This window comes from Massilia sp. Root133 (assembly GCF_001426525.1).
Lineage (GTDB): Bacteria > Pseudomonadota > Gammaproteobacteria > Burkholderiales > Burkholderiaceae_D > Telluria > Telluria orientalis.
Genome location: NZ_LMEW01000036.1, coordinates 154,375 through 179,477, shown reverse-complemented (window position 1 = coordinate 179,477; position 25,103 = coordinate 154,375). Strand labels below are relative to the sequence as shown.

20 protein-coding genes are annotated in these 25,103 nt (G+C 67.2%); 13 read left to right on the top strand and 7 right to left on the bottom strand.

Translation table 11 applies throughout. The annotated features are described in order from the left end of the window. Positions 1–46: 46 nt before the first annotated feature. Complete coding sequence (locus ASD28_RS30005; RefSeq protein ID WP_056137208.1) at positions 47–1,240, top strand: PLP-dependent aminotransferase family protein; 1,194 nt, start codon at positions 47–49, stop codon at positions 1,238–1,240. Between the two features lie 185 nt (positions 1,241–1,425). Next, entirely contained in the window at positions 1,426–2,766 is a 1,341-nt protein-coding gene (locus ASD28_RS30000) for a diguanylate cyclase (protein WP_056137207.1), read from the top strand. Positions 2,767–2,800: 34 nt separating this feature from the next. Here ASD28_RS30000 and ASD28_RS29995 read toward each other — a convergent pair whose 3' ends face one another. The 4 genes from ASD28_RS29995 to ASD28_RS29980 are packed head-to-tail and all read right to left on the bottom strand — an operon-like array spanning position 2,801 to position 8,139. Then, the gene (locus ASD28_RS29995) at positions 2,801–3,358 is read right to left on the bottom strand and encodes a GNAT family N-acetyltransferase (RefSeq protein WP_056137206.1); all 558 of its coding nucleotides are present in this window, start codon (positions 3,356–3,358) and stop codon (positions 2,801–2,803) included. Between the two features lie 56 nt (positions 3,359–3,414). Beyond that, on the bottom strand, positions 3,415–4,992 hold the full coding sequence (locus tag ASD28_RS29990) for an FGGY-family carbohydrate kinase (protein ID WP_056137205.1): 1,578 nt from the start codon (positions 4,990–4,992) through the stop codon (positions 3,415–3,417). Next, positions 4,982–6,550 carry a glycerol-3-phosphate dehydrogenase/oxidase gene (locus ASD28_RS29985; protein ID WP_056137204.1) on the bottom strand — a complete coding sequence of 523 codons (1,569 nt, stop codon included), beginning with the start codon at positions 6,548–6,550 and terminating at the stop codon, positions 4,982–4,984. The genes ASD28_RS29990 and ASD28_RS29985 overlap by 11 nt, the downstream gene beginning before the upstream one ends. Next, a complete protein-coding gene (locus tag ASD28_RS29980) occupies positions 6,547–8,139 on the bottom strand; it encodes an FAD-binding oxidoreductase (protein ID WP_056137203.1) in 1,593 nt (530 codons plus the stop codon). The genes ASD28_RS29985 and ASD28_RS29980 overlap by 4 nt, the downstream gene beginning before the upstream one ends. A 95-nt stretch (positions 8,140–8,234) precedes the next feature. Here ASD28_RS29980 and ASD28_RS29975 point away from each other — a divergent pair, with 95 nt between their 5' ends. Beyond that, a complete protein-coding gene (locus tag ASD28_RS29975; protein WP_229412325.1) occupies positions 8,235–9,248 on the top strand; it encodes an AraC family transcriptional regulator in 1,014 nt (337 codons plus the stop codon). A gap of 103 nt (positions 9,249–9,351) precedes the next feature. Beyond that, positions 9,352–11,625: a glycoside hydrolase family 31 protein gene (locus ASD28_RS29970; RefSeq protein ID WP_056137201.1), complete on the top strand. Its 2,274-nt coding sequence runs from the start codon at positions 9,352–9,354 to the stop codon at positions 11,623–11,625. A gap of 8 nt (positions 11,626–11,633) precedes the next feature. Here ASD28_RS29970 and ASD28_RS29965 read toward each other — a convergent pair whose 3' ends face one another. Beyond that, a complete protein-coding gene (locus ASD28_RS29965) occupies positions 11,634–12,437 on the bottom strand; it encodes a YoaK family protein (protein WP_056137200.1) in 804 nt (267 codons plus the stop codon). Between the two features lie 106 nt (positions 12,438–12,543). Between ASD28_RS29965 and dapC the strand changes: the two genes are divergently transcribed. The 8 genes from dapC (at position 12,544) to ASD28_RS29925 (ending at position 21,411) form a co-directional block, all read left to right on the top strand. Then, positions 12,544–13,764, top strand: coding sequence for a succinyldiaminopimelate transaminase (gene dapC, locus ASD28_RS29960; protein WP_056137199.1), 1,221 nt, complete (start codon positions 12,544–12,546; stop codon positions 13,762–13,764). Between the two features lie 25 nt (positions 13,765–13,789). After that, on the top strand, positions 13,790–14,614 hold the full coding sequence (gene dapD / locus ASD28_RS29955) for a 2,3,4,5-tetrahydropyridine-2,6-dicarboxylate N-succinyltransferase (RefSeq protein WP_056137198.1): 825 nt from the start codon (positions 13,790–13,792) through the stop codon (positions 14,612–14,614). 163 nt (positions 14,615–14,777) lie between these two features. Further along, entirely contained in the window at positions 14,778–15,920 is a 1,143-nt protein-coding gene (locus ASD28_RS29950; protein ID WP_056137197.1) for a PilT/PilU family type 4a pilus ATPase, read from the top strand. Between the two features lies 1 nt (position 15,921). Further along, on the top strand, positions 15,922–16,602 hold the full coding sequence (locus ASD28_RS29945; RefSeq protein WP_156404011.1) for a hypothetical protein: 681 nt from the start codon (positions 15,922–15,924) through the stop codon (positions 16,600–16,602). 303 nt (positions 16,603–16,905) lie between these two features. Then, entirely contained in the window at positions 16,906–17,268 is a 363-nt protein-coding gene (locus tag ASD28_RS29940) for an ArsC family reductase (protein ID WP_056137195.1), read from the top strand. Then, positions 17,265–18,416 (top strand): succinyl-diaminopimelate desuccinylase, encoded by a 1,152-nt coding sequence (gene dapE / locus ASD28_RS29935; protein ID WP_056137194.1) that lies wholly within the window; start codon positions 17,265–17,267, stop codon positions 18,414–18,416. Before ASD28_RS29940 ends, dapE begins: the two co-directional genes overlap by 4 nt. A 15-nt stretch (positions 18,417–18,431) precedes the next feature. Further along, a complete protein-coding gene (gene prmB / locus ASD28_RS29930; protein WP_056137193.1) occupies positions 18,432–19,319 on the top strand; it encodes a 50S ribosomal protein L3 N(5)-glutamine methyltransferase in 888 nt (295 codons plus the stop codon). A gap of 124 nt (positions 19,320–19,443) precedes the next feature. After that, positions 19,444–21,411 (top strand): ATP-binding cassette domain-containing protein, encoded by a 1,968-nt coding sequence (locus ASD28_RS29925; RefSeq protein WP_056137192.1) that lies wholly within the window; start codon positions 19,444–19,446, stop codon positions 21,409–21,411. A gap of 124 nt (positions 21,412–21,535) precedes the next feature. Here the strand turns inward: ASD28_RS29925 and ASD28_RS29920 are convergent, their stop codons facing one another. Then, a complete protein-coding gene (locus ASD28_RS29920; protein WP_056137447.1) occupies positions 21,536–22,000 on the bottom strand; it encodes a chemotaxis protein CheW in 465 nt (154 codons plus the stop codon). A 152-nt stretch (positions 22,001–22,152) separates the two neighbouring features. Here ASD28_RS29920 and ASD28_RS29915 point away from each other — a divergent pair, with 152 nt between their 5' ends. Then, positions 22,153–23,184, top strand: coding sequence for an HDOD domain-containing protein (locus ASD28_RS29915; RefSeq protein WP_056137445.1), 1,032 nt, complete (start codon positions 22,153–22,155; stop codon positions 23,182–23,184). Here the strand turns inward: ASD28_RS29915 and ASD28_RS29910 are convergent. Next, positions 23,181–25,049: a M2 family metallopeptidase gene (locus ASD28_RS29910; protein WP_082577670.1), complete on the bottom strand. Its 1,869-nt coding sequence runs from the start codon at positions 25,047–25,049 to the stop codon at positions 23,181–23,183. The two genes, ASD28_RS29915 and ASD28_RS29910, sit on opposite strands and share 4 nt — an antisense overlap. Positions 25,050–25,103: the final 54 nt, after the last annotated feature.

The window sequence follows — 25,103 nt, the reverse complement described above, 5'->3', positions numbered from 1 at the left end:
TTTATAATGGCCGACGCACCATCGTGGCCCTTCCTGTGAGACCAGTATGAAAATCGAAAATCCCAATCCCATCCAGTGGCAGTTCTCGGAGCGCGCCCAGCAGCTGCAAAGCTCGGCGATCCGCGAGATCCTGAAGATCACCCAGCGTCCGGAGATCATCTCCTTCGCCGGCGGCCTGCCTTCGCCCGCCACCTTCCCCGTCGAACGCATGAAGGCAGCCTACGACAAGGTGCTCAGCGAAAACGGCAAGCAAGCGCTGCAGTACGGCCCGACGGACGGCTACGCGCCGCTGCGCGAATGGGTGGCGAACTACCTGTCCACGGAAGGCAGCAAGATCGTGCCGGAACAGATCCTGATGGTGTCCGGCTCGCAGCAGGCCCTCGACCTGCTCGGCAAGGTCCTGATCGACGAAGGCTCGCGCGTGCTGGTGGAAACCCCCAGCTACCTCGGCGCGCTGCAAGCCTTCTCGGTCTACCGTCCGGAATTCCAGTCGGTCGACACGGACGACCACGGCCTGGTGCCGTCGTCGATCGAGCCGCTGGCCAAGGGTGCACGCCTGCTGTACTCGCTGCCGAACTTCCAGAACCCGACCGGCCGCTCGCTGTCGATCGAGCGCCGCCGCGAACTGGTGGAAACCTGCGCCCGCCTCGGCCTGCCGCTGATCGAGGACGATCCGTACGGCGCGCTGTCGTACAAGGGCGAGCCGATGCCGCGCATGCTGTCGATGAACCCGGACGGCGTCATCTACATGGGCTCGTTCTCGAAAGTGCTGACGCCGGGCATCCGCCTGGGCTACGTCGTCGCCCCGCTGCCGCTCGTGCGCCGCCTCGAGCTGGCCAAGCAGGCCGCCGACCTGCACACCGCGACCCTGACGCAGATGGTCGTGCACGAAGTCGTCAAGGATGGCTTCCTGAACGAACACATCCCGACCATCCGCAACCTGTACGCCAACCAGTGCCAGGTGATGCTGGACGCGATGGCCGAGCAGTTCCCGGAAGGCGTGACGTGGACCCGTCCGGAAGGCGGCATGTTCATCTGGGTCACGCTGCCGAAGCACATCGACGCAATGAAACTGCTGGACCAGGCGATCGCCGCCCGCGTCGCGTTCGTCCCGGGCGCCCCGTTCTACGCCAACAAGCCGGAAACGAACACGCTGCGCCTGTCGTTCGTGACGGTGCCGCCGGAGCGCATCCGCGAAGGCATTGCGACCCTGGGCAAGCTGATCAAGGACCAAATGTAAGGCTTTACCTGCTCGGCGGCTATGTGCCGCCGAGCATCAACAATTGTTGAACAGATCAGACAATTGTCAGTTGCGCAAAAGTTACAGATTTTTCCACTTGTAAAAGAAGTTGTTGCCCCACGTCAGTGCTGCGAGGTGTATGATTTTGGACGCAATATCAACGTGCAGTCCTCGCAAAGCACCGTATGACCAACCCAGTGCCCGTGCCGCTTGCCGACCCACGCAAGCCCGCCATCCTCATCGTCGACGACGCGCCCGACAACCTCGGCACGCTGCGTTCGATGATGCTGCGTCAAGGCTACCAGACGTTCGTCGCCACTTCCGGTGACCGCGCGCTGGACATCGCCCAACGCGTCAAGCCGGACCTGATCCTGCTGGACGTCGTCATGCCCGGCATCGACGGCCTGGAGACGTGCCGCCGCCTGAAGGCGCATCCGGCCACGACGCGCATCCCCGTGATCTTCATGAGCGCGCGCGGCGAGACGGAAGACATCGTCGCCGGTTTCGACACGGGCGCCGCCGACTACATCCCGAAACCCCTGCGCCTGGAAGAAGTGTGTGCCCGCGTGCGCGCCCAGCTGCGCCTGCGCAGCGGCAGCGACACCCAGTCCGAGCAGACCGACCGCCTGCGCATGATCGTCAACAGCATGGACCAGGGCCTGCTGATCGTCGAGAGCTGCGGCCGCGTGCAGTACGCGAACCCGGCATGCGACCGCTACCTGGGCTATGCGCCGGAGGAACTGGTCGGGCAGTCGCTGAAGGATCTGCTGGACTGCAAGGAACCCGGCTGCTGTGCAGGCCTCGATGCAATGACGTACGGCACGCGCGAAGTCGAGATCCGTCACCGCGACGGCAACCTGCGCGCGATGGACCTGACGATGACGCCGATGCACGCGGCGGACGGCCTGTTCGTCGTCCTGCTGCACGACATCACGCACCACAAGCAGTCCGAGGACGCGCTGCAGCGCGCCGCGATGCTGGACCCGCTGACCAAGATCGCCAACCGCCGCCACTTCGACGCCTTCCTGGACAAGGAATGGCACCGTGCCATCCGCACCGCCCAGCCGCTGTCGCTGGTCGTGCTGGACGTCGACCACTTCAAGCTGTACAACGACACGCTGGGCCACGCGGCGGGCGACGTCTGCCTGCAGAAGGTCGCGCAGACGCTGCAGGACCACGCCGCGCGCCCGACCGACCTGGCGGCCCGCTACGGCGGCGAGGAATTCGTGCTGCTGTTCGCCGAGACGCCCGCGGAGAACGCGGCGCGCGTGGCAGAAATGATCCGCGCGGCCGTGGCAGCGCTGGAAATCCCGAATCCGGGTTCGACGACGTCGACCTGGCTCACGGTGTCCGTGGGCGTGGCGACGATCGTGCCGACGCAGCTCGATGCGATCGACAACCTGTTCGTGTGCGCGGACCGCGCCATGTATGCGGCCAAGGCCGGGGGGCGCAATCGGGTGGAGTCGACCATTGTCGGGGCGGCATGGGACGTGGTGCACGACGCGGCTGTTCTGACCGCGCCCTGAACGCCCGTGGGCAGTCCCATGCAGTCCTGCAGGCCTAAACGACCGGGCCTCCCCGCGTTCGCGCATGAATGCCGACCGCTTTGCCGTATATCTCGGTGTCCGCTTCGTAAGCCAGGCCAAGGCGTTTGGCGACGCGCAGCGACGATTCATTGGCCGCAGCGATGACAGCGCGGACTTTCGGTTCGCGCCGGACCTCGAGCGCATGGTGCATGGCCGCCGCCGCCGCTTCGTTCGCGAATCCGCGGCCCCAACATGCGCGATAGGTATTCCAGCCAAGCTCCATCACGGCGCAATCCTCGCGAAAGAACGCGCCGACGTTGCCGACGAGCCGACCCGTCGCCTTTTCCTCGACAGCCCACCACCCGGCACCGTGGATGAGCCATAGGCCCGCTTGCGAACAAAAGATGCGCCAGGCGGCATGGCGGTCGGCCGGGATCAGGTGGGCCGCGCTGACCGGGTCGGCCAGGTGGGCCGCGAATGCGTCGAAGTCCTCGCGCCGGTATTCGCGCAGGAGGAGCCGTTCCGTGTGAAGGTAGGGAACAGCAGTGATGAAGTCGCTATTCTCCGGGGAATCGGTCGGGTCGTCGTTCACAGCCACTCCACAGGGTAACTCGGAAGGCCCAGTGTATGAGCCAGGGCTGACGCCCGTCAACGCTGCGGATACCCGGTAATCTCCGCAATCTCCCGATACAACGGCTGCAACTGCCGATACATCTTCAAATAGACCTGCCGATACAGCCGCTCGTACACGTCGCGATGCGCCGGCACTGGCTCGAATACCCGCCCCACGCGCGTCATCGCGCCGATCGCCGTCGCGAAATCGCGGTGCAGCCCCAGCCCCACGGCCGCGTCGATGGCGGCACCCAGGCCCGACGTCTCGTACACGTGCGGCCGCGACGTCGGCAGGCCGAAGATGTCGGCCGTCAGCTGCATCGCGCAATCGCTCTGCGAGCCGCCGCCGGACACGCGCAGTTCCGTGATCGCCACGCCGCTTCGCTTCTCGATGCGTTCCTTCCCCTCGCGCAGCGCGTACGCGAGCCCTTCCAGGATCGCGCGGTACACGTGCGCCCGTGTGTGCACGTCGCCGAAGCCGACGATCGCGCCCTTCGCTTCGCGGCCCGGCACGCGGATGCCGGGCGTCCAGTACGGCTGCAGCATCAGCCCCATCGATCCGGGCGGGACGGAACGCGCCAGCTGGTCGAACAGCTGTTCCGGCGCAACGTCTTCCGCCAGCGCGCGCTGCTGCTCGCGGTGGCCGAACTGCTCCTTGAACCAGTTGACCATCCAGTACCCGCGGAACACCTGCACCTCGCTGCTGTACGCGCCGGGAATCGCGGCCGGATACGGCGGCAGAAAGGGCGTCACCTCGACATAGCGCGTGCCCGTGGTGTTGATGGTCGCCGTCGTGCCGTAGCTCAGGCATCCCACGTGCGGTTCGCGGCAGCCGGCGCCGATCACCTCGCAGGCCTTGTCGGCCGCCGCGGCCAGCAGCGGCGTGCCGGCCGGGATGCCGGTCGCGTCGGATGCATCCCGGCCGATCTCGCCCAGTCGCTCGCCCGGCTCGACGAGTTCCGGCAGCATGCGCGGTTCGACGGCGAGCGCCTGCCACTTCCAGTCGCGCGGACCGGCCCAGCGGCGGCGCTTGTAATCGAACGGGACGTACGCGACCTGCGAGCCGGACGAATCCGCGAAGCGCCCGCACAGCCGCCAGTTCAGGTAGCCGGACAGCAGCAGGAATTTGTCCGTCGCGGCCCACACGTCCGGCTCGTGCGCGCGGATCCAGTTGATCTCCGCCTCGCCTCGAAAATAATCGATGGTGCCGTCCACGCGCGCCAGCTTGAACGCCGTGCGCCACCACCACGAGATCGGCGGCACGGTGTCCGTGTGGCGCTGGTCGAGCCATGTGATCGCGGGCCGCAGCGGCCGGCCGTTACGGTCGAGGTTCACCACCGTCCCGCGCTGCGTCGTCACGGCCACGCCGGCGATGGCGTCGCGCCGGACGCCGGGCTGCGTCCACAGGCCCTGGCATGCGCGGCACAACGCCTGCCAGTAATCCTCCGGATCGTGCTCGGCCCAGCCGGGCTGCGTCGAGAAATACGGGTCCAGCATCACCTGCGATTTCGCGACGATGTTCCCGGCGAGGTCGAACAGCAGCGCGCGCACGCTCTGGGTGCCGTTGTCGATGGCGAGGATCGTCGTCGCATCGCAATTCTTCCTAGTCTTCATGTGGCAAACCGTGGTGAAGGGTCCAGTGCGCGCGATACGCCGCGTCCTCGTGCTCCCAGCGTGCGTCATCCCAGCCGAGTTCCGGCTGGCAGATCGCGCGGATGCGGTCCAGGTGCGCCGTGCCGCCGTCGCGCAGCAGCAGGCCGAGGCGCGTGCGGCGCAGCAGCAGGTCGTCCAGGTGCTGCACGGCTTCGCAGCGCGCGGCCCAGCGCAGTTCGGCCCACGCGGTCTCCGTGCCGGGGATGCGTTCCAGTTCGCCGGGCCGCGCGGCGTCCAGCAGCGCGGCCGCGCAAGCGCCATAACGGCCGTGGAGGCGCCGCGGTACACCCGCGCCGGCGCAGGACACGGGCGCGAACACGGCGCGGGCATCGAGCGGATCGTCCCAGCCGGGCAACTGCTGTTTTACCAGCCGCAACGCATCGAGCGCGATGGCGCGGAACGTCGTGAGCTTGCCGCCGGCAATCGCCACGAGGCCGGCCGACTTCCACGCGGCATGTTCACGCCCTTCCCGCGACGGCGCCCCGCCCTCCTTGCCCGCGATGACGGGGCGCACGCCCGCGTACGTCGCCACCACGTCCTCGTCGGTTAGTTGCAGGCCAGGAAACTGCGCCTGCAGCGCCACCATCAGGTAATCGACTTCCGCACGCGTGATGCGGACCGCGCGGTCCATGCCGTCCGTGTGGTCGAGGTCCGTCGTGCCGACCAGCGTGGCGCCTTCCCACGGAAACGCGAACACGGGCCGGCCGTCGTGCGGATGCATCAGGCTCACCGCGCGCGCCAGCGGCAGCCGCCACGCGGGCAGCACGAGATGGCTGCCGCGCAGCGGACGCAGACGCGGGCCGGCGCCGTGCAGAGGGCCGGACCACGCGCCCGTCGCATCGACGACGACCCGGGCACGCACCGCGTAGTCCGTACCGTCGCCGGCGAGCAGCGCCCCGCACACGCGGCCATCGGAAGAGCGCAGCAACTCGCGCGCGCCGAGATAATTGACGGCCGCCGCGCCATGACCGAGTGCCTCGCGCAGTACGCGCAGCACGAGGCGGGCATCGTCCGTGCGCGCGTCCGTGTAAACGATGCCGCCCGCGAGACCTTCCCGCTTCACGTTCGGCGCCGCCAGCAGAAAATCGTCGGCATCGAGCCAGTGCCGCTCGCGCCGGCCCGCCATCACGTCGTAGAGCGCGAGGCCGGCCAGGAAGCTGCGCCGGCCGCGCGCGCCCCCATACTGCGCGAACGCGAAGCCCTGCGGTTCGACGAGGCCAGGCGCGCAGGCGAGCAGCATCTCGCGCTCGCGCACGGATTCCGCCGTCAGCCGCACGTGGCCATCCTTCAGGTAGCGCAGGCCGCCGTGCACGAGCTTCGACGAACGGCTCGACGTGCCCCACGCGAAATCGCGGCGTTCGACGAGCAGCGCCTTGAGTCCCCGCCGTGCGGCCTCCAGCAGCACGCCGGCGCCGCAGATGCCGCCGCCGATCACGAGCACGTCCCAGTCGCGCGCCAGCACGTCCGCCAGGCCCGCGCGGCCGCCCCGCTGCCACAGCGCGGAGAAGGCGCCGCTCATGGCGTCACCAGCTTGCCCGGGTTCATGCGGCCGTCCGGATCGAATGCATGGAACAAGGCGCGCAGCGCGGCCATGCCCAGCTCTCCCTTTTCGTGCGCGAGCCACGGCGCGTGGTCGCGGCCCACGCCGTGCTGGTGGCTGATGGTGCCGCCGCTCGCGACGATGGCTTCCGACACCGCCGTCTTCAGCAGCCGCCAGCGCGCGAGGTCCGCGTCGTAGTCCCCGGCCAGGCGCCAGATGAACGTCGAGTAGACGCTCGCGCCCTGCGGATACAGGTGCGACAGGTGCGTGTACGCGTGCACCCGCTCGCCGTCGCGCGCCAGCGCATCGTGCGCGGACCGTTCGATGGCGCGCATGGCGGGCGTGACGCGCGGCCAGTCGAGCGCCGTCTCCACCGTGTCGATCGCAAAGCCGTGCGTCCACGCGCTGTTGCGCAGGTAGACGTTGCGGAAGCGGTTGCGCTTCCACCGCTCGCCCAGTCCCTGGCCGACGTGCACACCGCCATCCGGACGTGCCAGCGCCAGCGCCGCCTTCAGCGCGGCGCGTGCCTGCGCCTTTTCTCCGCTCGCGCCCACGAGCAGCATGCATTTATCCGGGCCCGCGCCGCGCAGCTTCAGCCACGTCTCCAGCAGCGCCACCTGGCGGCCGTGGCCGGCCAGCGTGAGCATCGTCGCCGTCTCCGCCGCATTCGACAGGCGCAGCATCGACAGGCCCAGTCGCGCCTGCACGATGGTGCGCACGGCCCGCTCGGCCGCCGTCCAGTCGGGGAAGAACACGGCATGGAACGCTTCATATGCGGGCAGGCGGCTGATGCGCACGGCGGCTTCCGTCAGGATGCCGAGCCGGCCTTCCGACCCCAGCACCAGTTCGCGCAGGTCGGGGCCGGCGGCGGACGCGGGAAAGGTGGGGATGGCGAGCGGGCCGGCGGGCGTCTCCACGCGGCCGCCGGCGAACAGCTGTTCGATGCGGCCGTAGCGCAGCGATTGCTGGCCCGAAGAGCGCGTGACGACCCAGCCGCCCAGGGTCGAATAATCGAACGATTGCGGGAAGTGGCCCAGCGTATGGCCGTGCGCGCGCAGCTGCGCTTCCAGGTCCGGGCCGGCCACGCCGGCTTCGAACACGGCCAGCTGCGCCTCCGCGTCGATGGACACGAGCGCACGCATGCGCGCCATGTCGACGCACAGCGTGGGCCGCGCGCCGACGGCGTCCAGGTGTCCGGCGACGCTCGTGCCGCCGCCGTACGGGACGACGGCCGCGTCGTGGTCCGCGGCCCAGCGCAGCAGCGTGCGCACGTCGGCGCCGCTTTCCGGGAACGCGACGCCATCCGGCGCCGTGCCGATGCGGCCGTAGCGCAGGCGCAGCCAGTCCTGCAGGCTCTGGCCCGCCGCATGCGTCAGGCGGCTCGGCGGCGTCGCGTCGACCAGAGGATGCGCCGGCAGCCTGCCCGGCGGCAGGGAAGCGCACAGCGCGTCGAACCCGGCGTCGCGCGGGGCCGTGCCCGCGCCGATCTGCCCGCGCAGGAAATCCAGCGCGGACTCGCCCAGCGCCACCTCGATCGTATCGTCTCCCCAGCCGTTCCAGCGTCGCATTCTATTTTTCTCCGTACGCAGTGTTCATCCTGTCGCTATACTGCCTGGGGTCATCACGACCGTATTGCGGATTCATGCCAAGCGCTTGTTCGAACATGCCAGCCACGCCGCCCCGAGTCACCGCGGCCTATCTGCAGCCGCTGCTGGAGACGGCCGCCGCGCGCGGCATCGACGCGGCCGCGCTCGCGGCGGGCGCCGGTCTCGCGGACATCGCATCGGATCCGCTGCCGGCTGCCGACTACATCGCCCTGCTGGCCGCGGGCAGCCGCCTCGCGAACGATCCGCATTTCGGCCTGCACGTGGGCGAGCGCGTACGGCCCGGCACGTACAGCGTGTACGGCCTCGTGCTGCTGGCCTGCCGCGACATCGGCCAGGCGCTGGATCAGACGCAGCGCTACGAACGGCTCGCGCACGACCTCGGGCGCTCACGCCTGGAACCCCGCGGCGCGCTCGCCCGCTACACGTGGACGAGCCACTATCCGCATGCGAGCCGCCACCTGGCGGAGAGCGTGTTCGCCGGCATCCGCACGTTCGGGTCGTGGCTCGCGGGACGTCCGCTCGCGCCGCACGCGCTCGCGTTCGCGCATGCGCGCCCGCCCGATGCCGACCCGGCCGAGTACGCGCGCGTGCTGGGCACGATGCCGGACTTCGGCGCGCCCGCGCACACCGCCGACTTCGACGCCGCCCTCCTCGCGCTGCCGCTGCCCGCCGCGGACATCGCCATGTACCCGCTGCTGCAGCAGCACGCCGAACGCCTGCTGCGCGAACGGGAACAGACGCCCGGCGGGATCGTCGCGCAGGTCCATGCGGCGATCGTCGACGCGCTCGCCCGCGAACCCGTGCGGCTGGCCGGCATCGCGGCCGCGCTGGACCTGTCCCCGCGCACCTTGCAGCGCAAGCTGGCCGACGCCGGCGCGACGTTCCAGCAGGCGCTCGACGCGGCCCGTTACGCGCTGGCGATGGATTACCTGCGCCGGGACGGGCTGTCGCTCGTCGACATCGCCTTCCTGCTCGGCTTCCAGGAACAGAGCGCGTTCACGCACGCGTTCCGCGAATGGTCGGGCATGAATCCCGGCGCGTGGCGCGAGCGCGTGGCCGGTAAAAAATAGATGGCGCCCTGGGTGTTTTCATAAACGATGCCGCGGACGCATTTGCTATAACGACAGGTTGACCCGGCCGCTGGGCTGGACTACACACAGAGAGTCAATACAAATGTGGAAATCGTTATTCATTGGAGGCCTGTCCGCGTGCGCACTGGCGGCACATGCCGCGCCGCCGACCATGCAGCGCGTGGGCACGGGCATGGAGGTGCGCACGGACCAGGGCGTGCTGACGATCGAGCCGGTAGCACCGCGCGTCGTCCACGTCCGCTTCGGCCCCGCGGGCTACACGGGCAATTACAACCCGGCCGTCATCGCGCAGCCGCAAAAGATCGCGTTCGAGATCGGTGAATCCACGGACGCGTGGACGCTGTCCACGGCCGGCCTGAAGGTGCGCGTGGGACGCCAGGACGGCAACGTCTCGTTCCAGACGCCGGACGGCAAGGAGATCGTCAAGGAAGGCGGCCGCGACCTGTCGCGCGGCGTCGTGCAGCGCTTTTATAACGACGACCATGGCACGGTCCTGTACGGCCTCGGCCAGCACCAGAACGGCCTGCTCGACTACGGCGGCAACATCGTGCGCCTGCAGCAGGCGAACCGCGACGTCGCCGTGCCGATGCTGGTCTCGCCCAAGGGCTACGGCATCCTGTGGAACAACGCGGCCGTCACGGACGTCGAGGTCGACATCCCGTCCGGACCGCCGATCCTGGTCCGTTCGGAAGCGGGCGGCGGCGTCGATTACCATTTCATGTACGGTCCCGGGCTGGACGACGTGATCAAGGGCTACCGCCGCCTGACGGGCACGGCGCCCATGATGCCGCGCTGGACGTGGGGCCTGTGGCAGTCGAAGGAACACTACAAGACGCAGGACGAGCTGCTGTCGGTCGCGGCGAAATACCGTGAGATGAAGGTGCCGCTCGACGCGGTCATCCAGGACTGGCAGTACTGGCTGCCGGGCCAGTGGGGCAGCCACGAATTCGACAAGGCGCGCTTCCCCGATCCGGCCGCGATGGTCAGGAAGCTGCACGACCAGAACGTCCACACGATCATCTCCGTGTGGGCCCGCCTCGACCCGGACACCGCCAACACGAAGGCGCTGGACGCGATGGGCGGCCTGTACCCGCCCACCTATTCGAACGTCTACCCGGCCGGCAAGGGCCGCTGGTACGACGCGTACAACCCGCGCGCCCGCGACCTGTACTGGCGCCAGGTCATGCGCGGCCTCGGCACGCTCGGCTTCGACGGCTGGTGGCTGGACGCGTCGGAAGCGGAACTGGGCGGCTGGTGGGGCCAGATGCGCGAACTGCAGACCGGCGCCGGTCCGGGCAGCGTCGTCTACAACGCCTATCCGTTGCTGCACACGACGGCTGTGCATGACGGGATGAAGCGCGACCAGCCCGGCAAGCGCGCGTTCATCCTGACCCGCTCCGCGTACGCGGGCCAGCAGCGCAACGCGGCCATCACGTGGTCGGGCGACACGATGGGCAACTGGGACGTGTTCCGCCGCCAGATTCCGGCCGGGTTGAATTTCATGCTGAGCGGTATCCCGTACTGGTCGGCCGACATCGGCGGCTTCTTCGGCGGTTCGCCGAAAGATCCGGCGTACGCGGAACTGTTCACGCGCTGGTTCCAGTTCGGCGTGTTCAACCCGATGTTCCGCGTGCACGGCACCGGGGACGGCAAGGAGATCTGGCAGTTCGACGACGCCACGCAGAAGATCATGCGCGACTACATCGACCTGCGCTACCGCCTGCTCCCGTACATCTATTCGGCGTCGTGGGACGTCACGCACAACGACGGCACGATGATGCGCGCCCTCGCCTTCGACTTCCGCGAGGACGAGCACGCGCTCCACATCCCGGACCAGTACATGTTCGGCAAGGCCCTGCTCGTGGCGCCTGTCGTGCAGGCGAAGGCGCGGGCGCGCGACGTCTACCTGCCCGGCAAGGACGCATGGTACGACTTCTGGAGCGGCGCGCGGCTGGCGGCCGGCCAGGTCGTGACGGCGAAGGCCGACATCGCGACCATTCCCCTCTACGTCCGCGCCGGCAGCATCCTGCCGCTGGGCCCCGTGAAGCAGTTCGCGGACGAGAAATCGGATGCGCCTGTGGATCTCGTCGTCTATCCGGGCAAGGATGGCGCTTATGAACTGTACGACGACGGCGGCGACGGTTACGCCTACGAGAAAGGCGAGTATGCGGTCGTGCGGATGACGTGGAACGACGGCGCCAGGCGCCTCGACATCGCGCCGCGCCAGGGCCGCTACGACGGCATGCCGGCCCGCCAGGCGTTCGCGGTGCGTTGCGGTCCCAAGCCCGGCGCCATCGTCAAGGTCGTCTATGACGGCAAGGCGGCTTCCGTCGCGCTGCCGCACTGCGGCGGCTGACGCGCCGCTCAGCGCGCGCGCCTGCCGGCACGGAGGCGTGCGCGCAGGCGCGCGCGGGCGCCGGCCCGCAAATCGTCCAGCGCCGGCACGATGGCGAGGCCGCACAGCAGCAGCGCCAGCGGCACCGTCACCACGTAGCCGAAGATCTTGAAGCCGAGCGCGCCCGCGACGCCGCCGCAGAAGAAGGCCCCCAGCAGGCCGCACAGCAGGACGAGGCGCCCGCGGTTCGCGGTCACGCGCGGGTGCGGAGGGCTGGTCAAGCCATCGTCCACGTTCCAGTACATCATCTTGCCGAGTTCGATGCCGATGTCGGTGACGATGCCCGTCATGTGCGTCGTGCGGATCTCCGCATGCGAGATCTTCGTCACGAGCGCGTTCTGCAGGCCCATCGTAAAGCACAGCAGCATCACCGTGGCCGGCACGAACAGGCCCCGCACGCTGGACAGCTGGGCGCCCAGCACGCCGAAGGCGAGCAGCAGCATGGCTTCGCACAGCAGCGGCAACGCGTATTCGCTGGCCAGCGCACGGCGCCGGCCGTAGTTGACGAGGATCGCCGTGGTGGCCGCGCCCAGCAGGAACGAGACGATGGCGCCGAGCGCGTCGAGCACGAGGTCGAAGGCGCCCAGCGCGAGATTGTCGGCGGCCGACGACACGATGCCCGTCATGTGCGACGTGTACTGTTGCACGGCGAGGAAGCCGCCGGCGTTCACGGCCCCGGCCACGCCCGCCAGTGCATAGCCGAGGTGGCGGTTGGCCCGGGCGCTGCGCGCCTGCGCGGTCAGGGTGCGGACATAGTCGACGGAGCGCTGCATGATGATGGGTTCGATTTGGATTCCTTAAGTCAATACTAACGCACCCGGGGTCACGTGGCTATAATTGCCCTTCTCACCTCGAATATCGCCAGGAAAACACATCGCCGTGAATCCACATCTCGACCGCCTGCACCCGTACCCGTTCGAAAAGCTGCGCCAGCTGTTCGCCGGCGTCACGCCGAATCCCGACTACAACGCCATCAGCCTCGGCATCGGCGAGCCGAAGCACCCGACGCCCGCGTTCATCCAGAAAGCGCTGACGCACGCGATGACCGGCCTCGCCACGTATCCGACGACGCACGGCAACGAGCCGCTGCGCGCCGCGATCGCCGGGTGGCTGGAGCGCCGCTACGGGATTCCGGCGCTGGATGCGGCCACGATGGTGCTGCCGGTGAACGGCTCGCGCGAGGCGCTGTTCGCGATCGCCCAGACCGTGATCGACCCGCGCAAGCCGGGCGCGCTCGTCGTCAGCCCGAATCCGTTCTACCAGATCTACGAAGGCGCGGCCTACCTGGCGGGCGCCGAGCCGTATTTCGTGAATTCCCAGCCGGCCCGCAACTTCGCCTGCGATTACTCCAGCGTGCCGGACGAGGTATGGTCCCGTGTGCAGCTGCTGTACCTGTGCTCCCCGGGCAATCCGACGGGCGCCGTGCTGTCGCTGGACGACTGGCGCGAACTGTTCGCGCTGGCCGACCGCCACGGCTTCGTGATCGCGGCCGACGAGTGCTATTCCGAGATCTATTTCGGCGCCACGCCGCCGCTGGGCGCGCTGGAAGCGGCGCACCAGCTGGGCCGGAGCAGCGGCGCGCGTCCGTACGCGAACCTGATCGTGTTCTCGAGCCTCTCGAAGCGCTCCAACGTGCCGGGCATGCGTTCGGGCTTCGTCGCCGGTGATCCGGAACTGATGAAGAAATTCCTGCTGTACCGCACCTACAGCGGCGGCGCGATGTCGCCGCCGGTGCAGGCCGCGTCGATCGCCGCGTGGAACGACGAGGCCCACGTGCAGGAGAACCGCACGCTGTACAAGGAAAAGTTCAACCTCATCACCCCGCTGCTGAAACAGGTGATGGACGTCGAGCTGCCGGACGCCGGCTTCTACCTGTGGGCCGACGTGCGCCGCACGGGCCTGTCGGACACGGAGTTCGCACGCGGCCTGTACGCCGAATATAATGTGACGGTTTTGCCCGGCAGTTACCTGGCGCGCGACGCGCACGGCAGCAATCCGGGCCGCAACCGCATCCGCATGGCGCTCGTCGCCGAAGTGGACGAAGGACTGGAGGCGGCGAACCGCATCGTCCAGTTCTGCAACGATCTCAAGGCTTCCTGAAACACCACCTGTATAGACCAATATCATGACCCAACAACTCCAGACCATCATCGACACCGCGTGGGAACAGCGCGCGGACATCAGCCCGACCAGCGCCAGCGCCGAAGTGCGCGACGCCGTCGCCCACGTGCTGGCCGGCCTTGACGACGGCAGCCTGCGCGTCGCCCAGAAGGACACCGGCAGCTGGGTCGTGAACCAGTGGATCAAGAAAGCCGTCCTGCTGTCGTTCCGCCTCGAGAACAACGTGCCCGTCGAAGGCGGCGGCATGCAGTTCTACGACAAGGTGCCGACCAAGTTCGCCAACTACTCGGCCGAAGATTTCGCAAAAGGCGGCTTCCGCGTCGTCCCGCCGGCCGTCGCGCGCCGCGGCTCGTTCATCGGCAAGAACGTCGTCTTGATGCCGTCGTACGTGAACATCGGCGCCTACGTCGACGAAGGCGCGATGGTCGACACGTGGGCCACCGTCGGCTCGTGCGCCCAGATCGGCAAGAACGTCCACCTGTCGGGCGGCGTGGGCATCGGCGGCGTGCTGGAACCGATGCAGGCCAACCCGACCATCATCGAAGACAACTGCTTCATCGGCGCCCGCTCGGAAATCGTGGAAGGCGTGATCGTCGAAGAGAACTCGGTGATCTCGATGGGCGTGTACATCGGTCAGTCGACCAAGATCTACAACCGCGAGACCGGTGAAGTGAGCTATGGCCGCATCCCGGCCGGTTCGGTCGTCGTGTCGGGCAGCCTGCCGTCGGCCGACGGCAAGTACAGCCTGTACTGCGCGGTGATCGTCAAGCAGGTCGATGCGAAGACCCGTGCGAAGACGGGTATCAACGAGCTGCTGCGCGGCGTCTGATCCGTCATTCCCGCGGAAGCGGGAATCCATACTGGGCATCAGAAATCGCACAGCCGAACGCACCTCGACAGTTCAGAGATGCGGCGTCGGTGCCTCAGCATGGGTTCCCGCCTTCGCGGGAACGACGTTGGGGGGTATTACCGCAAAGCAAGGGAGAGAGGCCATGATGATGGAACGCCTGTTCCAGTTGATGAAGGAAAAGAACGCGTCCGACATGTTCTTCGCGGTCAATTCCCCAGTCCACATCAAGATCAACGGGAACCTCATCCCGATCAACCAGAACAAGCTCGAGCCGGACAATATCCGCGTGCTGCTGGCCGAAATCGCGTCGCCGGAGCAGATGGACGAGCTGGACCGCGACAACGAGCTCAACATGGGCATCTCGGTCCCGAACCTGGGCCGTTTCCGTCTCTCCGCATTCCGCCAGCGCGGCAGCATTTCCGCCGTGTTCCGTTTCGTTCCCGCCACGATTCCACCGCTGGCCGAGCTGGGCCTGCCGTCCGCGCTGTCCGAGCTGATCATGGAGAAGCGCGGCCTGCTGCTGATCGTCGGCGCGACGGGCTCCGGCAAGTCGACGACGATCGCCTCCATGCTCGACCACCGCAACGAGCAGCGCCACGGCCACATCCTCACGCTGGAAGACCCGATCGAGTACCTGTTCAAGAACAAGAAAGCGATCGTCAACCAGCGCGAGATCGGCAGCGACGCGAAGAGCTTCGACGTCGCCCTGCGCAATTCGATGCGCCAGGCGCCGGACTGCATCCTGATCGGCGAGATCCGCGACAAGGACACGATGGCCGCCGCCCTCGCCTACGCCCAGTCCGGCCACCTCGTGCTGGCGACCCTGCACGCGAACAACAGCTACAACGCGCTGAACCGCATCATCAGCTTCTACCCGATCGAGAACCGCCCCGCGCTGCTGCAGGACCTGTCGTCCGCCGTCAAGGCGATCGTGTCGCAGCGCCTCGTGCGCGCGAAGGCCGGCGGGCGGCGCCAGGCCGCGGTCGAGATCATGGTCAACACGCGCTACGTCGCCGACCTGATCGAAAAGGGCGAGATCGGCCAGATCAAGGAAGCGATGGACAAGAGCCTGTCGCCGGGGTCGCAATCGTTCGAGAAGGCGCTGCTGGAACTCGTGCAGGCCGACCTCATCACGCAGGACGAGGCACTTGCGAATGCCGACTCGGCCACCAATCTGCTCTGGCTGATCAATAACGGGCCGGACAGCAAGGCCAAGGAAGAGGAAGCGCCCAAACCGGCCGAGCCGGATGGGCCGTCGTTCACGGAATTTACGCTGGATAGTTGACTTGACTGACCGTCCGCTATCGGCCGCACTCCTGTGTGGCCTTCTCGTATTATCGTCCTCGAACGTGCATGCCGTGCCCGGTTCGGGCTGCGTCGGCGATGACTTCCTGCTGCATCGCGATATCCTCAAGGCCGCCAAGGTGAGCTTGCCGGTGTTCGCCCACTTCTGCTATCGCGACAAGAGCGGCGCATACGTGGTGTACCTGACCGAAAGCGGCGACCGCCGCTACGATGACGACACCTTGTCGAGCAAGATCGGCGCGCACTTGTTCAAGATAAATGCAGGGCCAACCCTGGCGGCCATGGGCACAGTCAGCGATAGCGCACTGGCGGGGACGGCCGGTGTGCAATGGTGGACCAAGCTGACCGAGTTGAACGATATCGACGGCGATGGCCTGGTCGATCCGATCCTGGTCTACCGCTTCTACGCCAGCGACAACGGCCAGATGCTGCGCGACCCCTATGGAGGCCGGCTGAAGATGATCGCTTTTCATCGTGACGCCAAAGCCGCCATCCGGGCCATCACAGGCGACCTCGACTTGCAACGCTCGACCACCGCCAGCGCGTCGTACTTCAAGCTGCCGCCCGTTCTGCAAACGCATTTAGTGCGCAAGATGAAGCGGATGTATGACGAAAATCAGTTTGGGTTCGACAACAGCCACGCCTTCAGGCCGCAGAAGTAAGCCGGCCTCGCCGGCCAGCGTTTACTCGACGACGGCCGTCCGGCGATGGGCGTGTACCGCCGGGCTGCGCACGGCGACCTGGACGCCGCCGGCAACGCTCTCTATCCCGCCGCGACATTGTTCACCAGGTCGTCGCAGGTCGGTGCGCCGGCGGTATCGAGCGGGCGGGGCGCCGGCATCGACGGTGAGAACCTAGTCATCGACGTACATAACGCCGCCCTCTCTTCGCCATTGGTAAACTGTCGGTGGGATAGCCGGCCTGTGCTATCCTTCGCGCCTTCCCGAACAGCAAGACCACCCGCCATGAAGAAGACCCTCTACGGTATTCCCAACTGCGACACCGTCAAGAAAGCCCGCACCTGGCTCGCCGACAACGGCCAGGCATTCGAGTTCCATGACTTCAAGAAGCAAGGCCTGGACCGCGCCACCGTTGCGCGCTGGCTCGAGCAGATCGATTGGGAAACGCTCGTCAACCGCAAGGGCACCACGTGGCGCAAGCTGACCGACGAGCGCCGCGCGCAGGTCGTCGACAAGGCCAGCGCCCTCGACCTGATGCTGGAAAATCCGTCCGTCATCAAGCGTCCGGTCCTCGAAGGCGGCGGCCGCGTGTCCGTCGGCTTCTCGGCCGCCCAGTACGAAGACCTGTTCGGAGACTGGCCGGCATGAAGCCGTCGCGCACCCAACTCCTGACGGAGGAGCTGATCGCGCTCGATTCCGTCACGCCGCAGGACAAGGGCTGCCAGCAGAAGCTGCAGGCCCTGCTGGCGCCGCTCGGCTTCCGCTGCGAGACGATCGAGTCGAACGGCGTGACGAATTTGTGGGCCCGGCGCGGCGATGCGGCGCCCGTGTTCGTGTTCGCCGGCCACACGGACGTCGTTCCGACCGGTCCCGCGAGCCAGTGGGCGTCGCAACCGTTCGTGCCGACGCGGCGCGACGGCAGGCTGTACGGCCGCGGCGCGTCGGACATGAAGACGTCGATCGCCGCCATGGTCGTCGCCGTCGAGGAATTCGTGGCCGCGCACCCGGATCATATGGGCTCGATCGCGTTCCTGCTCACGTCCGACGAGGAAGGCCCGGCCACCGATGGTACCGTCATCGTCTGCGACCTGCTGGAAGAACGGGGCGAGACGATCGACTACTGCCTCGTGGGCGAACCCACGTCCAGCCACGTGCTGGGCGACATGATCAAGAACGGCCGCCGCGGCTCGCTGTCCGGCTGCCTCGTCGTCAAGGGCGTGCAGGGCCATATCGCCTACCCGCACCTGGCGCGCAACCCGATCCACCAGGCGGCGCCCGCGCTGGCCGAGCTCGCTGCCGAGCAATGGGATGAGGGCAACGAGTACTTCCCGCCGACGAGCTGGCAGGTGTCCAATATCGCGGCCGGTACCGGGGCCACGAACGTGATCCCGGGCGAGCTGAAGGTCGACTTCAATTTCCGCTTCTCGACCGCCAGCACGGCCGAGAGCCTGCAGGCGCGCGTGCACGCGATCCTCGACCGCCACGGCCTCGACTACGACCTGAAATGGACATTGTCCGGCCACCCGTTCCTCACGCCGAAGGGGACCTTGTCGGACGCGATTTGCGGCTCGATCAAGCAGGAACTGGGTGTGACGACGGAACTTTCGACCACGGGCGGGACGTCGGACGGCCGCTTCATCGCCCGTATCTGCCCCCAGGTGATAGAATTCGGGCCACCCAACGACAGCATCCACAAGATCGACGAGCACATCGAAGTGCGTTACATCGATCCGCTCAAGAACATCTACCGGCGCACGCTGGAGCGATTGCTGACCATCCCGCCGTCCGCGGCATAACGACGAGACCAGGCCATGACCACGACCCATTTCTGCACGCCCCGCGACCTGCTGCGCTACGCCGTGACCCGTTTCAACGGCGCCAAGCTGTTCTTCGGCCACGGCAGCGCCGAAGCGTTCGACGAGGCCGCCTACCTGATCCTGCACACCCTGAAGCTGCCGCTGGACAAGCTCGAGCCCTTCCTCGACGCCCGCCTGCTGCCGGAAGAAATCCTGCAGGTGATGGCCGTCATCGAGCGCCGCGTCAACGAGCGCGTGCCGGCCGCCTACATCACCAATGAGGCGTGGCTGGGCAGCTACAATTTCTACGTCGACGAAAGAGTGCTCGTGCCGCGCTCGTTCATCGCCGAGCTGATCCCGAACCTGTTCAGCCCGTGGGTGGCCGATCCGGACGGCGTCGAGAACGTGCTCGAACTGTGCACCGGCTCCGGCTGCCTGGCGATCATGCTGGCGGACGCGTTTCCCAACGCCGTCGTCGATGCCGTCGACATTTCGAAGGACGCGCTGGCCGTGGCCGAGCGCAACATCCGCGACTACAAGCTCGAAGGCCGCGTAAACCCGATCGAGTCCGACCTGTACCAGCACGTCCCGTTCAAGAAGTACGACCTGATCGTGACGAACCCGCCGTACGTGAACAGCGATTCGATGGGCAAGCTGCCGCCGGAATACCTGCGCGAGCCGCAGATTGCATTGGCCGGCGGCGAAGACGGCATGGACCTCGTGCGCAAGATCGTCGACGGCGCGGCCGAGCGCCTCACGCCGGAAGGCGTGCTGATCGTCGAGATCGGCAACGAGCGCGAGTATGCGGAAGCGGCGTTCGGGCACCTGGGCCTCACCTGGCTGACCACGAGCCAGGGCGATGATGCGGTGTTCCTGCTGACGGCGGAACAACTGGCGAAGTAATCCACGTCGTCCCAAGACACACCGTCATTCCCGCGCACGCGGGAATCCATACTGACTCGGCATTCTGATGCTCAGCATGGATTCCCGCTTCCGCGGGAACGACGTTTTTACGGTAGCTACTGAAATGATCCGATTCTCCAACGTCAGCCTGATGCGCGGCACGAAACCGCTGCTGGAAGACGCCGACCTGACCCTCAATCCCGGCGACAAGATCGGCCTGATCGGCGCGAACGGCGCCGGCAAATCCAGCCTGTTCGCGATGCTGCGCAACGAGCTGCACCCGGACCAGGGCGCGATCGACTTCCCCGCGCGCTGGCGCATGGCCTATGTGGCGCAGGAGACCCCGGCGCTGGACCGACCCGCCATCGAGTACGCCATCGACGGCGACGCCAACCTGCGCACCCTGCAGGCCGAGCTGGACCGCCTGGAAGCCCTGCCCCACACGACGGAGAACGGCCTCGCGATCGGCCACGTCCACTCGGCGCTGGCCGACGCCGACGCGTACACGGTGCAGTCCCGTGCCGAGCAGTTGCTGCTGGGCCTGGGCTTCTCGCTGGACCAGATGCGCCAACCGGTCGCCAGCTTCTCCGGCGGCTGGCGCATGCGCCTGAACCTGGCGCAGGCGCTGATGTGCCCTTCCGATTTATTACTGCTGGACGAACCGACCAACCACCTGGACCTCGACGCCATCATCTGGCTCGAGGACTGGCTCAAGCGCTACACCGGCACCCTGATCATCATCTCGCACGACCGCGATTTCCTCGACGAGATCGTGAACGTCATCGTGCACATCGACGAGCGCAAGCTGAAGCGCTACTCGGGCAACTACTCCGCGTTCGAGCGCCAACGCGCCGCCCACCTCGTGCTGGCGGCCGCCGCCTACGAAAAGCAGCAGCGCACGCGCGCCCACCTGCAATCGTTCGTCGACCGCTTCAAGGCCAAGGCGACCAAGGCCCGCCAGGCGCAGAGCCGCATGAAGGCGCTGGCGAAGATGGAAGAGCTGGCCCCGCTGCGCGCGGCGGCCGAGTTCTCGTTCGAATTCCGCGACCCGGTCTCGGCGCCGAATCCGCTGCTGGTGATGGAAGACGTCGACGCCGGCTACCCGCTGCTCGACGCGCATGGCGACAAGGTCGGCGGCAAGACCATCGTCCACAAGGTGAATTTCTCGCTGCAGACGGGCCAGCGCATCGGCCTCCTCGGCGTGAACGGCGCCGGTAAATCCACGCTGATCAAGACCGTGGCCGGCGACCTCGCGCCGCTCGCGGGCACGGCGACGCTCGGCAAGGGCCTCGTGATCGGCTACTTCGCCCAGCACCAGGTCGAGATGCTGCGCCACGACGAATCGCCGCTGTGGCACCTGCAGAAGATCGCGCCGACCACGCGCGAGCAGGAACTGCGCAACTTCCTCGGCGGCTTCAACTTCCCGGGCGATATGGTGACGAGTTCCATCAAGCCGTTCTCCGGCGGCGAGAAGGCGCGCCTGGCGCTGGCGCTGATCGTGTGGCAGCGTCCGAACCTGCTGCTGCTGGACGAACCGACCAACCACCTCGACCTGGAGACGCGCGAGGCGCTCACCCTGGCGCTGGCGCAGTTCGAAGGCACGCTCGTCGTCGTCTCGCACGACCGCCACCTGCTGCGCGCGACGACCGACCAGTTCATCATCGTGGCCGACGGCCGCCTGCAACCGTTCGACGGCGACCTGGACGACTACAAGGACTGGCTGTTCCAGACCAAGCTGAAGGGCGATGCCGGCACGAGCGCACCGCTGCCGTCCTCAAGCCCGGCCGCACCGGCGCCCGCCGTCGACCGCAAGGAACAGAAGCGCCTGGAAGCGGAAGAACGCCAGCGCCTGGCCGCGCTGAAGAAGCCCATCGAAAACCGCATCAAGCGGCTGGAAGAGCAGATGGCCAAGCTGAACGCGACGAAGGCCGAGGTCGACGCCCGGCTGCTGGAGCCGGGCATCTACGAGGCGGACAAGAAGGAAGAGCTGAAGAATCTCGTGGCCGACCAGGCCTTCCTGACGCGGGATCTGGGCAATCTCGAGAACGAGTGGCTGGAATTGCAGGAGCAGCTGGAAAGCCTGGTCGCCTGATTTTTTACGTACACGCTCGAATAACCGTCGCCCCCGCGCAGGCGGGGGCCCAAGTTGCATGCATCTCGACAGCGCAAGCAACTTGGGTTCCCGCCAAGGCGGACGGCTAGTCCGGGAACGACGGTCAGGCGACTTGCCGAGCCCCGTCCTTCTTCGGCCTCCGCACCGACATCAACCGGTCGATATCGACCAGAATCAACCGCCGCGCCCCCATCTGCCCCAGCCCGATCAGGTAATCGACCTGCGCCTGGTCCGCACCGGGCACCGGCGACACCTGCTCTGGCGCCAGCGACACGACGCCCGTCACGCCATCCACCACCATCCCCATCGTGCAGGTCGAGAGCCTGAGGATGATCACGTCCGTCATCGGATCGGGCGCGTCCGGCGATGTGCCGCAGGCGGCGCGCATGTCGACGAGCGGCATGATCACGCCGCGCGAGACGGCCACGCCGCCGACGATCTCGCCGTCCGATGTGAAGCGCTCGAGTGCCTTGAGTACCCGGAGTTCCTGCACCTTGGCGACGTCGAGCCCGTACTCGAGGCCGCCGAGGGTAAAACTCAGGAATTGGGTGGTGGTCGTCGTAGTCATGTGCATGGCGGATCCTTTCCTCAAGATCGCCATGCTAAGGCGATGACGATTGGAAATTGTTGAGTGCAGTCAACAATCAATGAGACATTTCCTACCTTGCGCTCAGCGCTTACGTCCGTACAATGTTCGGAATTGACCTAAAGGGGATGACGATGTTCCGGTGGCTGCAAAGCCTGTTTTCCAGCCCGTCCGTGGCGCAAACGCAGCCGCAGCCGGCCGTCGAGCCTGTTCCCGCCCCTGCTCCCGCACCCGCGGCACTCGCGCCGCAACCGCGCACGGCCCCCGTCTCGTTCGAGCAGCTGGAACGGATCAACGGCGCCTGGCACGCGTGGCTGTTCGACCGCGCGGACGGCGGCCTCGAACTCTCCGACGCCGAGACGCGCGTGCTGGAAGCGCTGGCGGCGATCGTCGGCACGCAGCAGTCCGGCGCGGCGCTCGTGCGGCGCATGCCGGGGCTCGTCCCGCAACTGCTGCAAAGCCTGCGCAGCGAGACGTTTTCCGGCAGCGCGCTGTCGCGCACGATCGCGACCGATCCCGTGCTGGTGGCGGCCGTCGTCCGTCTCGCCAACAGCTGCTACCGGGGGACGGGCCAGTCGATCACGAGCGTCGAACAGGCCGTGATCCTGATCGGCCAGGAGGGCTTGCGCCAGCTGATCACGACGGTCGCGTTCCGGCCCATCATCGACGTACGTTCGGGATTTTATACGCGCCGGCTGGCGCAGCACCTGTGGGCGCATTCGGAGCGCTGCGCGATCGCCGCGCGCCAGCTGGCCGGCGCCGGCATCGAACCGTTCGACGCCTTCCTCGCCGGGCTGCTGCAGAACGTGGGGCTGATCGTCAGCCTGCGCATCATGGACCAGGAGGCGAAGGACGGCGAGCGCCTCGGCACCGACGTGTTCCTCGCCCAGCTGGCCCGCGCCACGCGCGGCCTGTGCGCAAGCATCGCGCGCGAGTGGAATTTTCCCGACACGGTGGCACAGGCACTGCTGGAACAGGGCGACTTGCGGCGCGGCGCGGTCATGTCGCCGCTGGGGCGTTTGCTCAAGCTGGCGGATTATCTCGGGAAGGTGCGGATGCTCGTCGAGCAGGGACTCGTCGACGAGGCGGATGAACATCTGTTCGCAGGGCTCCCGCCGGAAGCGGCGCAATGCTACGCCGCCCTGACGGAAGCCGCCGCGGATTAACGCTTCGTCAGCTTCGCGTCTTCGACGGCCAGCTGCTTGTTCTGCTCATCCAGCCAGGTCTTGAGCGGCGCGAAGTATTCCAGCATCGCGGTCGCATCCATTCTGTCCGACCCCGTCACGGCCTTCAGCGCTTCCGGCCACGGCTTGCTCGTGCCCATCTCCAGCATCTGCTGGAACTTGGCGCCCGCCTTCTGGTTGCCGTAGATCGAGCAGCGGTACAGCGGTCCCGTGTCGCCCGCTTCCTTGCACAGCGCGCGGTGGAACTGGAACTGCAGCACGTGGGCGAGGAAGTAGCGCGCGTACGGCGTGTCGCTCGCGACGTGGAACTTGGCGCCGGCGTCGAAACCGCCGTCCGCGATCGGTGCGGGACGGGAAACGCCCTGGTACTGCTGCGTCAGCGCCCACCAGGCCTTGTCGTAGTCGGCCGGCTTGACCTGCCCGCCGTAGACCTGCCAGCGCCACTTGTCGACCTTGTACGCGAACGGCATGAACGCGATCTTCTGCAGCGCCGTGTACAGCAGCGGGCCGATTTCCTGCTTTGGATCCGGCTCCGTCTTCATCAGGCCGATCTTCTTCAGGTAGGCCGGCGTGATCGACAGCGCGACGGTGTCGCCGATGGCTTCGTGGAAGCCGTCGTTGGCGCCGTTCTTGAACATGGGCGACTGGTTGCTGTACGCGAGGTCGTAGTACAAGTGGCCCAGCTCGTGGTGGATGACGCGGAAGTCCTCGGCCGTTGGCGTGATGCACATCTTGACGCGCACGTCGTCCTTGCCGTCCAGGTCCCAGGCGGATGCATGGCACACGACTTCGCGGTCGCGCGGCTTCGTCAGCAGCGAACGTTCCCAGAACGTGGCCGGCAGCTTGCGCATGCCCAGCGACGTGTAGAAGCCTTCGGCATAGCGCGTCATCTCGACGGCGCTCGTCTTGCGCTCTTCCAGCAGCGCCGTCAGGTCTTCACCCTTTTCGAGGCCCGCGGGCTTCAGGATCGGGTACAGGTTGTCCCAGCTTTGCGCCCACATATTGCCCAGCAGGTGGGCCGGGATCGGGCCGTCGGCCGGCACGACGTCCGGACCGTAGGCCTGGCGCAGCTTGTAGCGCGTGTAGGTGTGCAGCGAGTCGTACAGGGGTTTCACCTGCTGCCACAGGCGCTCCATCTCGGCCGAGAAGGCATCCGGCGCCATGTCGTAACGCGAGCGCCACAGCGCGCCCGTGTCGGCATAGCCCATCGCGCGGGCGCCCTTGTTCGACAGCTCGACATACTTCGCATAATCCTGCTTGTACGCGGGCGACTGAGCGTGCCAGCCGAGCCAGACTTCCTTCAGGCGCGCGGGGTCGTGGCTCGTGGCCAGCACTTTTTCCAGTTCGCCCAGCGGCATGCAGTCCGGCTTTGCCGCGCCGGCAGCGGCCGCCGGACAGTATTTCGCCTTGCCGTACGCGCCCGTCATGCTGGCGGCCAGGCGCGCGTATGCGCCGCGGTCGTCGGCGCTTTCCAGCATCAGCGACTGCTGCATCAGCATCAGCTTGCGGGCGCTCGCTTCCGGCACCTTCAGGCCGTTGTAGCGGCGCGCCTTGAGGGCGATGTCGCCGCTCACGGTCAGGTATTGTTCGTTGGCCTGCGCGGTCAGTGTCTCGGTGTCGAGCGTGATGAAGTTCTCGGCCACCCACTCGGCGCGGCCGGCGTCGAGGCCCAGCTGGTCGAGCTTCTTTTCGGATTCGGCGACGAAGCGCTCTGCTTCGGCCACGGTCGGCTTGCCCTTGCTGCTGGCTGCCTTGGTTGCAGAATATGCCGGCGCTGCGAATAGCGCGCCGGCACACATCGCGGCGACCAGCGCGCCGATCGGGCGGCGCTGGAGGATGGGACGCATGGTGTTCAAGGTTTCCCCTCTGTCGGATTGGAGTCGTTATGGGTATGGCCTCGC

Excerpts from the sequence above, each read along its gene's own strand:
- ASD28_RS30005 (WP_056137208.1), top strand. The coding sequence starts at position 47 with ATGAAAATCGAAAATCCCAATCCCATCCAGTGGCAGTTCTCGGAGCGC.
- ASD28_RS30000 (WP_056137207.1), top strand. The coding sequence starts at position 1,426 with ATGACCAACCCAGTGCCCGTGCCGCTTGCCGACCCACGCAAGCCCGCC.
- ASD28_RS29990 (WP_056137205.1), bottom strand. The coding sequence starts at position 4,992 with ATGAAGACTAGGAAGAATTGCGATGCGACGACGATCCTCGCCATCGAC.
- ASD28_RS29985 (WP_056137204.1), bottom strand. The coding sequence starts at position 6,550 with ATGAGCGGCGCCTTCTCCGCGCTGTGGCAGCGGGGCGGCCGCGCGGGC.
- ASD28_RS29980 (WP_056137203.1), bottom strand. The coding sequence starts at position 8,139 with ATGCGACGCTGGAACGGCTGGGGAGACGATACGATCGAGGTGGCGCTG.
- ASD28_RS29975 (WP_229412325.1), top strand. The coding sequence starts at position 8,235 with ATGCCAGCCACGCCGCCCCGAGTCACCGCGGCCTATCTGCAGCCGCTG.
- ASD28_RS29970 (WP_056137201.1), top strand. The coding sequence starts at position 9,352 with ATGTGGAAATCGTTATTCATTGGAGGCCTGTCCGCGTGCGCACTGGCG.
- ASD28_RS29965 (WP_056137200.1), bottom strand. The coding sequence starts at position 12,437 with ATGCAGCGCTCCGTCGACTATGTCCGCACCCTGACCGCGCAGGCGCGC.
- dapD (WP_056137198.1), top strand. The coding sequence starts at position 13,790 with ATGACCCAACAACTCCAGACCATCATCGACACCGCGTGGGAACAGCGC.
- ASD28_RS29950 (WP_056137197.1), top strand. The coding sequence starts at position 14,778 with ATGATGATGGAACGCCTGTTCCAGTTGATGAAGGAAAAGAACGCGTCC.
- ASD28_RS29940 (WP_056137195.1), top strand. The coding sequence starts at position 16,906 with ATGAAGAAGACCCTCTACGGTATTCCCAACTGCGACACCGTCAAGAAA.
- dapE (WP_056137194.1), top strand. The coding sequence starts at position 17,265 with ATGAAGCCGTCGCGCACCCAACTCCTGACGGAGGAGCTGATCGCGCTC.
- prmB (WP_056137193.1), top strand. The coding sequence starts at position 18,432 with ATGACCACGACCCATTTCTGCACGCCCCGCGACCTGCTGCGCTACGCC.
- ASD28_RS29925 (WP_056137192.1), top strand. The coding sequence starts at position 19,444 with ATGATCCGATTCTCCAACGTCAGCCTGATGCGCGGCACGAAACCGCTG.
- ASD28_RS29920 (WP_056137447.1), bottom strand. The coding sequence starts at position 22,000 with ATGACTACGACGACCACCACCCAATTCCTGAGTTTTACCCTCGGCGGC.
- ASD28_RS29915 (WP_056137445.1), top strand. The coding sequence starts at position 22,153 with ATGTTCCGGTGGCTGCAAAGCCTGTTTTCCAGCCCGTCCGTGGCGCAA.
- ASD28_RS29910 (WP_082577670.1), bottom strand. The coding sequence starts at position 25,049 with ATGCGTCCCATCCTCCAGCGCCGCCCGATCGGCGCGCTGGTCGCCGCG.